Here is a 13,359-nt window from a genome sequence, read left to right on the forward strand (position 1 = left end):
ATTTACCATTTTAATCCTTCCATCAACTTCCCCTTCACTACCTCCATCACTCTTCTACTTAAATCCAGATACTCCGCTCCTTACTCAAAAACCAAAACACTCCGCAAAGCTTCACGCTTTACGGAGTATTTTGGGGTGCACAACCGGACAAGGAAGAACGGTTAGCAATTATTCACTTATTTTATTGTAGATATCAATGTACTGCTGGGCTGAGACGTTCCAGCTGTAATCGCCGGCGAAGGCGTTTTTGGTTACTTTTTTCCAGTGCTCCGGCTTTTGGTAGAGCGATACGGCCCGGCGGAGGGTGAACATCATATCATGAGCGTTGTAATCCTTAAAGGTAAACCCGTTGCCCTCACCCGTCTCCTCGTTGTAGGACTGGACAGTGTCGTTCAGCCCGCCTGTCTCACGCACGACCGGAATACTGCCGTAGCGCAGCGCCAGCAGCTGGCTGATGCCGCACGGCTCAAATTTGGACGGCATCAGGAAGATGTCGCTGGCCGCATAGATTTTACGGGATAGCGCATCATTGAACAGGATCTGTGAGGACAGCTTGGTCGGATAACGCCACGCCGCCTCACGGAACCAGCGCTCATACGTTTCATCCCCTGTGCCGAGAAGGACGAACTGGATATCGTCGTAGTACAGGATTTCGTCAAGCACCCGGGTCAGCAAATCCAGTCCCTTGGAGTCCACCAGCCGGGTAACCATAGCTACCATCGGAATGTAAGGTGCAACCGGCAAGCCCAGCTCCTGCTGCAAACCCAGCTTGTTTTCTGTTTTTTTGGCCAGATTCGAACGGTATTTCGTAAAAATCTTACTGTCTGCATTAGGGTTATAGCTCTTGGTATCGATCCCGTTGACGATCCCGCTCAGGCTGTCAGCCCGGTGGTTCAGGAGGCCGTCAAGTCCGTAGCCGTAATACGGTGTGCGGATTTCCTCGGCATAAGTCGGGCTGACCGTAGTGACATGATCACTATGCACAATCCCGGCCTTCATGTAATTAATGTTACCGTAGTATTCGACACTGTCGTAATAGCTGTGATCCAGACCCAGCAGCTCGCCGAGCACTGAGTACGGGAAAACTCCCTGATACAGCAGGTTATGAATGGTGAATACGGTACGCATGCCGCTATAGAATTCAAGGTGACGGTAATGTGCCTTCAGCAGCATTGGTATAACCGCAGCGTGCCAGTCATGGCAGTGCAGTACATCCGGCTGGAAACCGATGGCAGGCAGGCATTCCAGCACAGCCCGGTTATAGAAGGCGAACCGTTCGCCGTCGTCCATATAACCGTAAATGCCGTCCCGCCCGAAGTAGTATTCATTGTCGATAAAATAAACCGGAATGCCGTCATATACAAGCTTTTCAATACCGCAATACTGGTTACGCCAGCCCACCGGGACATCCACAACCGTTACCTGCTCCAGCTGGGCGGTGTAGGCTTCAGGAATTCCTTTGTATTTTGGCAAAATGACGCGTACATCTACCCCTGCACCCTTCAGCGCTTTGGGCAGAGCCCCAATAACATCGGCCAGGCCTCCCGTTTTGATAAACGGATGAGCTTCAGCGGCTGCAAATAATAGTTTCATGCAGATTTCCCCCTTATAAAGTACGGATTCTCAATTCCACAGCTTCTCTATTCCACAACTGTCTTGGGCTTGCGTCCGGCCTTCTTCAGCACAATAAAGCTTAGCGGCGGGATCGTCAGCTCCAGGCTGTTCATCTGATTATGCCATTCCTTCTTCGTGCTCTTCATCGGACCGTTATGATAGCCTGTACCGCCGAATTCCACCGTCTCTGAGCTGAAAATCTCTTCATACGTGCCCGGACGCGGAACGCCGATCCGGTAATTCTTCCGCTCGACCGGCTGGAAATTGGCGATGATAACGAGCGTATCCACCGGCTTTTTGCCTCTGCGGATGTACGAAAGCACACTCTGGTGGTTATCGTCCGCGTAAATCCACTGGTAGCCCTCAAAATCATGATCCAGCTCCCACATCGCCTTCTCGGTTACATAGAGCTTATTAAGCGCAGCTGTATAGGCCAGCATCCTGCGGTGAGCCTCATAATCCAGCAGCAGCCAGTCCAGCTGGTCCTGATCCTTCCACTCGATAAACTGTCCGAATTCACCGCCCATGAACAGCAGCTTTTTACCGGGATGGGAGATCTGATAGCCCAGCAGCAGGCGCAGACCGGCGAATTTTTGCTCGTAGGTGCCCGGCATTTTGTCCAGCAGCGATTTTTTACCGTGTACAACCTCATCGTGGGATAAAGGCAGCGTATAATTTTCAGAATAGGCATAGGCAATCGGAAAGGTCAACAAATTATGATGATAGGGACGGGCCCCGAAATCATGTTCTATGTAACCTAAAGTGTCATTCATCCAGCCCATATTCCATTTGTAATTGAATCCAAGGCCGCCTTCGTGTGCAGGAGCTGTAACGCCCGGCCAGGCGCTGGATTCCTCTGCCATCATCAGTGCTTTTGGATAATAGTGAAAAATCGTCTTATTCAGCTGCTGAATGAACCGGATTGCCTCCAGATTCTCCAGCCCGCCGTTAACATTGCGTCTATACTGGTGGCTCTGCTTCTCGAAATCAAGGCGCAGCATGCTTGTTACAGCATCCACCCGCATTCCGTCTATGTGGTAGACGTCGTACCAGAAAAGCGCATTGGAGATGAGGAATGAAACAATTTCCGGCTTGCTGAAATCAAAGGACAGTGTACCCCAGCCCGGCTTCTCGGCCAGCATTGGATCAGCATATTCATACAGCGGAGAGCCGTCAAACATTCTAAGTCCGTGTGCATCCTTGGCAAAATGCGCCGGCACCCAGTCCAGAATGACACCGATGCCCGCCTGATGCAGCCTGTCGATCAGGTACATCAGCTCCTGAGGTTCGCCGTAACGGCTCGTCGCAGCAAAATACCCCGTCCCCTGATAACCCCACGATAAATCATAGGGGTGCTCGGCAAGCGGCATAAACTCAACATGAGTATAGCTCATCTCCACCAGATACGGGATCAGCAGCTCGGCCATTTCTTTATAAGTGTAGAATTCTCCGTCTTCCTTCTGCTTCCAGGTACCAAAATGCATTTCATAAATGTTCATCGGTCCATTGTATGGGGCTTTATTCTTGCGTCTCCACAGATTGTCCCCCCACTGGTAGCCGGTGAGATCCGCCACAACCGAAGCTGTCGCCGGTCTGACCTCCGATTTGAAGGCATATGGATCCGCTTTGAGGAAGCTGTCTCCGTCAGCTGAGATAATCCTGTATTTGTAAAAAGTTCCCGGCTCTATTCCCGGAAAAAAACGACTCCAAAATCCTGAATCGGGTATCTTAAATAACGAGTCCGCTTCTGCAGTTCCGTCCCAGCCGTTATGATTACCAGCCAGTCCTACATATGTCGCATGAGGAGCCCACACGGTAAAGCGAACGCCCTTCATTCCATCTTCAGCGGCAATGTGCGCGCCAAGCATCATATAGCTGCGATAATTCGTGCCTTCATGGAACAGATAAATATCTTCAGTTGACGGGAGGTTTACTGTTTGTTGTATGTCAGGCAAATCATCACCACCTTTTTTGTATAGGATGCACCTATAACATTACCCGAATGTCCCGGTTTTGAAAATGCGTTTTAAGGAAAAAATAGGTTTTTTCTGAACGAAAAAATAAAAATGTAATTATTTCAGCAGGACATCAATATATTTCACTTATGCCGTTTCAAGCGCTTGTGGGGAGTTTATATTACAAGCATTGACAAAAAAATGGGAGGGATAACAAATGAGTAAAAAAGAATGTGTCGCCATGCTGCTGGCTGGCGGGGAAGGCCGCAGACTGGCCCCCTTAACCACCACGATGGCAAAACCTGCAGTCCCTTTCGGAGGACAGTATAGAATCATTGACTTTCCCCTCAGCAACTGTGTGAATTCAAACATTGATACTGTGGGCGTACTGACTCAGTACGAAGCTAATTCCTTGCATCAGCATATCGGATCAGGCGAGCCATGGGGGCTGCATTCCAAACCTGATCAGGGTGTCAGACTGCTGCCTTCCGGTGTGGACGGACGAAATACTTATACCGGTACAGCAGATGCCATCTATAAGAACATAGATTTTATTGACAGCCAAAATCCGGAGCATGTGCTGATCCTCTCTGCCGATCATATCTACCATATGGATTACCGCAAAATGCTGGATTATCATATCAGTAAAGCAGCCAAAGCGACAATCTCTGTCATGGAGGTTCCATGGGATGAGGCGAGCCGCTTTGGTGTTATGAATGTGAACGAGGAGCTGAAAATTTCCGAGTTCGCCGAAAAACCGAAGGTGCCGAAGAGCAATCTGGCATCCATGGGTATCTATCTGTTCGAGTGGGCTTATCTGAAGGAATATCTGCTGCTTGACGCCGCTGATTCCTCCTCCAGCCATGATTTCGGCAAGGACGTGATTCCGGCGATGCTGGACAGCAACGATGATCTGTTCGCTTACCGTTTCCAGGGCTACTGGAGAGATGTAGGTACAGTTGACAGCCTGTGGGAAGCTCATATGGATCTGCTGCAGGCGGACAACGGCTTCAAGCTGGATAACGCCCAGTGGCCGATGTATAGCCGGGCACGGCGCACCAAGCCGGCAGCTGTTAAGCCCCGTATCCCGGTTCAGGCTGATGACTGCCTGGTGAACGAAGCCTGCCTGCTGGAAGGCAGCCTGCAGCGCTCCGTAATCTTCGGTGGCGTGGAAATCGGCAAGCTCAGCCGGGTACATCAGAGTATCGTTATGCCGGGTGTACAAATCGGCCGCGGTGTGCTGATTGAGAATGCGATTATCGGCGAAGGAGCAGTTATTAAGGATGGTGCTGTGATCAAAGGCAGTCCTGACAACGTAGTGGTTGTCGGTCCTAACGAGATTGTTGCCGCCAAGCCGGTCATCCGGACCCAGCCTTCCCGCCTGCTGCAGGAAGTGTATGAGAAAACCGGCAGACTGCGTGCTGAAGGACTTCCTTCTTAAGCCTTATTATTCCTTCTTTTCAGCTCAACAAAAAGGGCTGCAATACGGGTCAGATGACCGTATTGCAGCCCTTTCTGTTATGTCCTCAAGCAATTGCTTATTCACTACAGCTCATAATCGTTGCTCTCAGCCGTAACCGGCTGTTCTGCAGCCGGAGGGCGCTCATCGGTTAACGGTAGAATGACCGTCACCTGAGTCCCCTTACCCAGCTCGCTGTCCATCTCCAGCTTGCCGTGGTGCAGCTCTACAATCTGCTGGGAAATCGCCAGTCCTAAGCCGGTCCCCCCGTTCAGTGCATCGACCTGAAAGAAGCGGTCACGCACTCTGGTGAGATGGACCTCACTGATTCCGATTCCGCTGTCCCTTACGATAACTGCCATTTCCTTCTCTGACAGACGCTGTGCAGACAGAACAATACTGGAATCCTCGGGGGAGAACTTGACGGCATTATCCACAAGGTTCAGGAATACCTGCTTAAGCCGGTTCGGATCTCCCTTGATATAGACCGAATCCTCGCATTCCAGCACCAGATGAATCCGTTTCTTCTCGGCCTTGGCCCAAATGTTAAGAATCGTCTCCTGCAGCACCACCTTGATATCGGTCAGCACAATCGACAGCTTCATTTCATTCTGCTGCAGCTTGGAGAAATCCAGGATCTCCTCCACCAGACCGATCAGGCGGTCACTTTCCTTGGAGATGATTCCCATGCCAAGCTTCGTCTCCTCCGGATCATATCCGCCGGAAATCAGCGTTTCACTCCAGCCCTTGATGCTCGTCAGCGGAGTCCGCAGCTCATGGGAGATGGAGGAGATGAAATCATCCTTGATCTGATTGCTGCGGATGATTTCATCCGCCATATAATTCAAGGTGGTGGCCAGATCGCCGATCTCGTACTTGTAGTCCCCTTTAATCCGGGCGTTAAACCTGCCCTTCGCCATCTGCGCTGAGACGGCTGTAATATTATTAAGCGGCTTGACGATGGAATTCGCCAGTCCGAAGCTGAACAGGACGACAATCACCATAACCGCCGCACCGATCCCGATCGACACCAGGGTCAGGTTCAGCAGATCCTTATCAATCCGCTCCATCGAGGTGATGTAGCGGATCACATATTTATCGCGGCTGTTAAGCTGAATCAGCTTGGATACCGCCATGACACTTTCGTTCGTCCCTGCCTGTCTGCCTACCCATTTGCCGATGCTGCCGCCTACCGCCTCCGGCACATCACTTGTAGTGATTGTCCGGTCAGGCTGAAAGCCGGTCGAGCTGGTCAGGATATCCCCGCTGGTGGACAGCACCTCCAGCTCTGTATACTCCATGCCGAAAAGATCCAGCACCTTTTGCATCTGGTTCGGCGACCGCTCGCCCGAAATCGCGTATTTCAGGAAGCCTTCTGCCGTGACAATATTAGTCGTGATTTTGCTGTACACACTGTCATAATAATACGTGCGGATCGCCAGCAGGAAGATAACCTCTACCAGGAGAAGCGCTACAAAGACTACAAGAATATAGTGCAGTACGATCTGTCTGCGCATCCCCTTCTTGATCATTGTCCTTGGCCTTTCCATTTGTAGCCGTGCCCCCATACAGTCTGCAAGTATTCGGGCTCAGACGGGTTGTTTTCAATTTTTTGGCGCAGCCGGCGGATGTTCACATCGACGATCTTCGGATCGCCCATATACTCCTTGCCCCAGACATGATCCAGCAGCGAGTCGCGGCTGAGCGGCGTATTCTCCTTCTCAAGGAAAAACTGCACCAGTGAAAATTCTGTCGGCGTCAGCTCAATTGCCTCCCCGCTGCGTTTGAACTGCTTGGAGATCAGATCCAGCGTAAACGGGCCGGAGTGAAAGGATACCTTAGCCGACTGCTCACGGTGCACATTAACCCGGCGCAGCAGCGATTGAATGCGTGCAATCAGCTCGGTCGGGCTGAACGGCTTGCTGACATGATCATCAGCCCCTACAGAAAGCGCATAGACCTTATCCTGCTCCTGCACCTTGGCGGTCAGGAAAATAATTCCGAGCCGTTCATTGGTCTCACGGATACGCCGGCATACCTCGAAGCCGTCAATGCCCGGAACCATTACATCCAGCAGTGCGATATCAATATCAGGTATGGTGGTCAGCTTGTGCAGCGCTTCATTGCCGTCCGCCGCCTCCAGCACCTCGAAGCCGTTTCGTTTCAGGTTAATTACAATAAAACTGCGGATAGATTCTTCATCCTCCAGTATCAGTACTTTACTCATCGATTCCCTTCCTTTCAATTGGAGCGGTTATTTTATCGCTGTCGCTCCCGCCCGTGCTCTGTACCAGCTCTCCGCGGTAGCCGATAATCTTGTCCATATCCCGGCTGAGCACCTTCCAGCCGCTGTTCTTGACACGGTCCCATTCCGGCTGGGTAAAGAAGGTTACCTCCACCACCGTCTCGCCCGTATCCGACATGACAAACTTCAGCGATTTATCCTGTACCGATTTGGTATCCACTGTGATCTTGCCGTGCCACTCCGGCAGAAAATCGATAATGAACCGGTCTGACGGGTCACGGTACTTCTGCGCGGTAAAGCTCAGGCCGTCCTTGCCGTCCCATTTATAGTAGGAAGTGAAGTAAGGAATGGCTTCAGGGTCAAAATATTCCCAGCCGCCCGGCGCCTCCAGCATACCAATCTCGATAATGCCGTCGCCGTCGATATCCTCACTGACAATCTTTCTGTCTTTAAATGTCTTGGCATCGCCTGGAATAACCACCCGCAGCTTATTATTCTCCATCACTACCACTGTGGTATAGGCTGAACGGGAATCCACCGCCGCATCCAGTACAATACCTTCTTTATTCTCTGCTACTTTTCCTGAGACAATATTGTAATAATTATTAAAATACGGGTCCAGGTCATCAAGCTGGTCAAGCACCTTGAAGCCGTCGTCAAACTGATAGGTAGTAATTTTGTTCGTTTCATTACGTTTGAAGTACACCACGGTAATGTCGGCAATATCATCCTCGTTCAGATCGTCTATCATGAATCTGGTGTAAGGCTGCGACAGCACTTCCTCCAGCTCACCGCCGGAATACGTATAGACGACCATTCCCTTCTCCACGCCGCGCGAATAGCCGGCAATGATATCCAGCTTTCCGTCGCCAGTCACATCCTTTAAGTCAACCGACTCCAGCTGGGTGCCGTCGCCGTCAAAATCAAGCTTCTTCACCCATCCGTCCTCCGTCTTCTCCAGGATCATGCCGTGAATCAGAACGGATTCATTCTCAGTTAAATAGAACACCAGCGTCTCCAGGGTGCCGTCCTTATCTAAATCCTCTGTAAAAATCGAGCTGTCCTCTTCCCCGGACGGGCGGATCAGCGAGGCGCTGGCCGGCATCTGTGACTTGATCGCTGTCATCAGGGAAGCCTTATCGGCGGTCAGCTCGGGAGCCTTCATCTTTGAAACAGGATCGCTGATGAAGGTACAGCCCGACAGTACGGACAATGACACGACAGCCGCCGCCAGACGTCTAGCAACACATAGCTTCAAGCTTCATCACTCTTTCCTTGTTTCATTGCACAGGTCTGCTACAGGTTAATACGCTCCTGTGAGGTCAGGCGGCGTCCTCTCACATCATGCTTGATTCTGCCGTTCTCCAGCACCCACAGTCTTGTGGCATAACGTTCCGCCAGCTCCAGCGGAAGTACAGTAATTACAGTCAGTCCTGTTTCCTTGCAGAGTCTGCGCAGCGTCTCCAGGACGCCTTCGGCCGTCCGCGGATCAAGACCGGTTACCGGCTCATCGGCCAGAATAACCTTTGCTCCGTGCACAAGCGCACGGGCAATAGCTACACGCTGGCGCTCGCCCCCGCTGAGCTGGCTCGTCTTCAGCTTCGCTTTGTCCAGCAGGCCAAGCGTATCCAGCTCGTCCATCGCCCCCATATAATCATCCTGCCGGACCATGCCCGTAACCATCCGCCACAGCGGCGTCTGCGAGGACTGGCCGATCAGTACATTCTTTAGTGCGGTCCGGTTCGGGTTAAGCTCGGCGTTCTGCTCCAGATACGCCCATTCGCGGCGGATTTTGCGTCTGCCGGCAAGCGGGCTCTTCATGATGTCTACTCCATCCACCCGGAAATTGCCCCTGTCCCATTTCTCGCGCAGCGCCAGACAGCGCAGCAGCGTCGACTTGCCGCTTCCGCTGGCTCCCACCAGCACTACCAGTTCCCCCGGCTCTAACTGAAAACCGATATCCTGTAAAACCGGAATTTTATCTTCCCCGACTGCTCTGGCTAAATGTTCAACTGTAATCATAGTTCAGCCTCTCCCTGTTTTGGTCTCTACTCTATAGTGTACTCTGAAAGCGGGACCAATTGCCATGCGCACATCTGTTCTTATCTTACCTCAATTCTGCTGCCGTGGCGAGAATAATAACCCGGTCAGACCGAACAAAATATAGAGAACGCCAAGCAGCACGAAAATCCCGCTGCCCCAGCCGAACTCCAGCAGCAGGCCGCCGACGCCCGGGCCGAGGATGCTGCCGATGCTAAAATGAAAAGAAGAAACAACATTGGCCGCAGGCAGCAGATTACGCGGCAGGATATCTGCAGCATAGCCCAGCCCAAGCGAGAAGAACGAGCCTACCAGCCCACCGGCCACCAGCAGCAGAAGCAGCGTTAGAATGAAATGGTCACCTGCCAGCGGCAGCAGTGTAAAGCCCAGGCCACCGCAGGTTCCGGCAAGGATCAGAATTTTTTTGCGCCCGTAGCGGTCGCTCCACAGCCCGAGCGGCAGCTGGAGCAGAAGGCCGCCGATGCCAGCGAACGGCAGGAGTGTAGCAATCTGGTCAGTGGTGAAGCCAGAGCGCAGGCCATAGACAGGGAAATTACTGTTCAGGCTTGCTTCCATGTACCCGTACAGCATCGCTGGAATCAATGCGTACCAGGCAAGGCTATAGCTGCGGCCGAAACGGCGGGCTTGGCCTTCGCTGTGCTCCACCTTGTCAGGACGGGAATTGGGCAGCTTGAGCAGCACCAGCAGCAGTGCCAGCAGGAATAAGCCGGCCAGAATAAGAAACGGGGCCGCCTGGCCGAAGCGCAGCAGGCTGATCCCTGCCGGTCCGAGACTGAAGCCCAGGCCGTAGGACATTCCGTACAGTGAGAGATTGCGGCCCCTGTGCTCTGCCGGTGCCATCAGAAGCACCCAGAGCTGGGCGGCATAATTAATAGCCGAATCGCCGATGCCGACCAGCAGCCGCAGCACAAACCAGGCGGTGACGCCAGGCAGCAGCGGGAACAGCAGCAGCGAAACCAGGACCAGGCTTAAGCCGGCGGCAATCAGCCTCTTGAAGCCGATGGCGCCGAGCACCCGCTCTGCCACCAGGGTCATGGCAAATGAGCCGACATAAAGCGCTGCCGCATTCAGGCCGTTGAGCGAAGATGACACTCCCTTTTGCTCCAGCAGAATAGACAGCACTGGCAGCAGAAGCCCCTGGCTCAGGCCCGCGGCGATAATAACGGTAATGAGAATAAAATAGTTCAGCTTACTGTTGGAGCGTGTTGCTAAAAGCCGGTCTGACACAGATGAATCCTCCTTGAACGGTATTCAGGTAATAGCGGACAAAACTTGCCCTTGAAGGCAAACATGGAACATTATAGTGGACAACCCTCTTCAAAACAAGAGATAATATATAGAAGTGACCGATTTCCTGGGGGTGCAAGCTTCATGACTTATGAACTCAAAATTGATGTCTCGCCTGTCTATGAACTGATTGACAGCTTTATGTTATATGTAACGCGCAAATGGATTTCCAACCTGGACATCGGTCCTGACTGGATCCGCGATATAGACGGCCGAATTCCTCCTCAGCAGGTGTCCGCACTCCGGCAGGCAGCCGAATGGCCTTTTACCGATTATGATGTCCTGTATGTCTGGGCTTACCGCCGCCAGCCGGCCTCCAAGGTGCTGCAGTTCCTGGATGAACTGGAGAAGCAGTCACTGGAGGAGTGCTTTGAGCAGACCGCGCCGCTGTTTCCTGATTTCACATTAGAAGAATGTGAACGGATCAAACGCGATTATCCGCCGCTCCTGCGTCTATGGTATGAGCAGTATTTCCGCCATACCGAGCAGAAGCTGCTGCCGCTTCTTATTGAGGATGCTTCCGAGAAAAAAATGCTGGAAAGCAAAATGGGCTCTGCTGCCCTGATCGAATATGCCTCAGGCGGTGTAGTCATCGAGGATATTCCGGATCTGCAGACAGTTGTGCTGCTGCCGACCATTCATAACCGGCCGATCAATATGTATTGCTTCTATAATACACTGATGATTATCCAGTACCCGGTCGATGTTCCTTCCGACAACGAGGACGAGCCTCCCACTGTTCTGCTGCGCCTGACCAAGGCGCTGTCCGATCCGACCAGACTCCGGCTGCTGCGCTACGCTGCCCATGAACCCAAAACGCTGTGGGAGCTTCAGTCAGTGCTGGGCCAGACCAATGATACGATGATGCATCATCTGCTGATGCTCCGTGTTGCCGGACTGCTGCGCGTACACCTGGGCAGCGAAGGCGAAGGGAATGAGCGCTATAGTGTCCGCCCGGACGGTGCCTCCGATCTGCAGATGTTCCTGGAGTCTTATATTCGTTTATAATAGCTATATTCAAGCAGAGAATTACTGACAAACTTACAGGTTATAGGAGTGAGCGTTATGAAGTATAGGCCTCAACAAGTTATTTTTGATCTGGATGATACCCTGGTGCACTGCAATAAATATTTCGACCTCATTCTGGGCCAGTATTTCGAGCTGATGTCCGACTGGTTCGGGGAATACGGGCCGACAACCGCTGATTTCCGCAGCAAGCAGGTAGAGATCGATGTGGAAACAGTCAGCACCAGCGGCCTGGCCAGCGACAATTTCCCTAAATCGCTGATCGCCACCTACCGATTTTTCTGCGCCAAATATAACCGGACTGGCGATCCTTATCATGAGCAGCAGCTTATGAAGCTCGGACTTAGTGTCTACGACCAGGAGGTCGAAGCCTACCCGGGAATGGTGGAAACCCTTGATGCGCTCAAGCATGACGGCCATAACCTCTACCTGTACACAGGCGGAGATGACATCATTCAGCAGCGTAAAATCGAACAGATGAAGCTTGATGTCTATTTTGACGACAGGATCTTTATCCGTCAGCATAAAAATATTGAATCGCTTGAAAATATCCTGGTCTCGCACCCGTTTGAACGCAAGCGCACCTGGATGATCGGCAATTCCCTGCGTACTGACGTGCTTCCGGCCCTGACTGCCGGCATTAACAGCATCTATCTGAAGCAGCAGAACGAATGGCTGTACAACCTGATTGAGCTACAGCGTGAGATGCAGCAGTCGGTTATGACGATCTCCTCCATCAGCGAGGTTCCGCCCGTCATCCGCACAGCCTCCAAGCAGCAGAATCACGGCTAATATTTGCCTCATTTAGTCCGGCCTCCTGTTACAAATGCCATAGGCATATTGCAGCTGCTGTGTTTATACTGTTTGAGTAGATTTTTCATCTCATTCAGGAGGTAGGAATGAACAAGCAAGCTAGTCCTAACCGCACACCGAATAAGCAGTCTGCCCGGAACCACTCCGGCTCCCGTCTGCTGCCTATGCTGCTTGGCATCATCGCTGTCATTCTGGCAATTGTACTTATCTATGTCCTTACGGACGGCAATTCCAAAGAGGACAATGTGCTCGAAGGGCTGCCGAATTACACGGATGTAAAGGGTACTATTGTGGTTGACGGTCTGAAATATGAGAAGCAGCCGCATCTGGGCAGTCCGGATGCCAAGGTCAAGGTCATTGAATTCGCTGATTTCAAATGCCCGGCCTGCAAGAAATGGACCGAAGCCAATCTGGATAACTTCATCAGAGATTATGTGGATACCGGAAAAGCCGAGCTCTACTTCATGAACTTCGCTTTTATCGACCGCGATTCTTATTTGGCAGCCAGTGCCGGAGAAGCCATCTACAATCAGAGCAACGAGAAGTTCTGGGAGTATGTTCACGAGCTGTACATCAATCAGGGCGACGAAAGCACCATCTGGGCCACCCAGAAATTCATCCTTAACTTCGTCAAAGAGAACATTGAAGGCATAGATTATGCCAGGTTCGAGCAGGATGTGAAGGACCACACCTATATGTACGATGTTAAGGAGGATTTCAAAATTGCCGGAGCCTACGGCGTTAACGGTACCCCGAAATTTATGGTGGACGGCGTCCTGCTGCCCGACTCCTCTTATGAGGGACTGACGGCCGCAATTGACAGCAGTCTGGCGGAGTCTGCGAAATAAGTATATATCTGTGAAAAAGAGGAGGATGCAGCCTGCCGGGATATCCCGCGG

At 52.0% G+C, this 13,359-nt stretch carries 11 protein-coding genes; 4 read left to right on the forward strand and 7 right to left on the reverse strand.

What is annotated here, in order from left to right; genetic code table 11:
• Positions 1-168: 168 nt before the first annotated feature.
• Positions 169-1,593 (reverse strand): glycogen synthase GlgA, encoded by a 1,425-nt coding sequence (gene glgA, locus R70723_RS17315; RefSeq protein ID WP_039873716.1) that lies wholly within the window; start codon positions 1,591-1,593, stop codon positions 169-171.
• A 47-nt stretch (positions 1,594-1,640) separates the two neighbouring features.
• Positions 1,641-3,569, reverse strand: coding sequence for a 1,4-alpha-glucan branching protein GlgB (gene glgB / locus R70723_RS17320; RefSeq protein WP_039873719.1), 1,929 nt, complete (start codon positions 3,567-3,569; stop codon positions 1,641-1,643).
• Positions 3,570-3,786: 217 nt separating this feature from the next.
• On the opposite strand from glgB, the gene R70723_RS17325 reads away from it, so the two are divergent.
• Positions 3,787-5,010 (forward strand): glucose-1-phosphate adenylyltransferase, encoded by a 1,224-nt coding sequence (locus tag R70723_RS17325; protein ID WP_039873721.1) that lies wholly within the window; start codon positions 3,787-3,789, stop codon positions 5,008-5,010.
• A gap of 104 nt (positions 5,011-5,114) precedes the next feature.
• Here R70723_RS17325 and R70723_RS17330 read toward each other — a convergent pair whose 3' ends face one another.
• The 5 genes from R70723_RS17330 to R70723_RS17350 form a co-directional block, all read right to left on the reverse strand.
• Complete coding sequence (locus R70723_RS17330) at positions 5,115-6,560, reverse strand: sensor histidine kinase (RefSeq protein ID WP_039873722.1); 1,446 nt, start codon at positions 6,558-6,560, stop codon at positions 5,115-5,117.
• Positions 6,557-7,255, reverse strand: a complete 699-nt coding sequence (locus R70723_RS17335) for a response regulator transcription factor (RefSeq protein WP_039873724.1) — start codon at positions 7,253-7,255, stop codon at positions 6,557-6,559. The genes R70723_RS17330 and R70723_RS17335 overlap by 4 nt, the downstream gene beginning before the upstream one ends.
• Positions 7,248-8,531, reverse strand: coding sequence for a hypothetical protein (locus R70723_RS17340; protein WP_047171155.1), 1,284 nt, complete (start codon positions 8,529-8,531; stop codon positions 7,248-7,250). Before R70723_RS17340 ends, R70723_RS17335 begins: the two co-directional genes overlap by 8 nt.
• A 38-nt stretch (positions 8,532-8,569) precedes the next feature.
• Positions 8,570-9,295: a phosphonate ABC transporter ATP-binding protein gene (locus R70723_RS17345; RefSeq protein ID WP_039873726.1), complete on the reverse strand. Its 726-nt coding sequence runs from the start codon at positions 9,293-9,295 to the stop codon at positions 8,570-8,572.
• Between the two features lie 90 nt (positions 9,296-9,385).
• Positions 9,386-10,561: an MFS transporter gene (locus R70723_RS17350; protein WP_039873728.1), complete on the reverse strand. Its 1,176-nt coding sequence runs from the start codon at positions 10,559-10,561 to the stop codon at positions 9,386-9,388.
• Positions 10,562-10,705: 144 nt separating this feature from the next.
• Between R70723_RS17350 and R70723_RS17355 the strand changes: the two genes are divergently transcribed.
• The 3 genes from R70723_RS17355 to R70723_RS17365 all read left to right on the forward strand — a co-directional run bounded on the left by R70723_RS17355 (position 10,706) and on the right by R70723_RS17365 (position 13,308).
• On the forward strand, positions 10,706-11,629 hold the full coding sequence (locus R70723_RS17355) for an ArsR/SmtB family transcription factor (protein WP_039873730.1): 924 nt from the start codon (positions 10,706-10,708) through the stop codon (positions 11,627-11,629).
• Between the two features lie 57 nt (positions 11,630-11,686).
• A complete protein-coding gene (locus R70723_RS17360; RefSeq protein WP_039873732.1) occupies positions 11,687-12,439 on the forward strand; it encodes an HAD family hydrolase in 753 nt (250 codons plus the stop codon).
• Between the two features lie 107 nt (positions 12,440-12,546).
• Positions 12,547-13,308: a DsbA family protein gene (locus R70723_RS17365; protein ID WP_039873734.1), complete on the forward strand. Its 762-nt coding sequence runs from the start codon at positions 12,547-12,549 to the stop codon at positions 13,306-13,308.
• The last annotated feature ends 51 nt before the right edge of the window (positions 13,309-13,359 follow it).

The sequence above is a fragment of the Paenibacillus sp. FSL R7-0273 genome, assembly GCF_000758625.1.
Lineage (GTDB): Bacteria > Bacillota > Bacilli > Paenibacillales > Paenibacillaceae > Paenibacillus_AQ.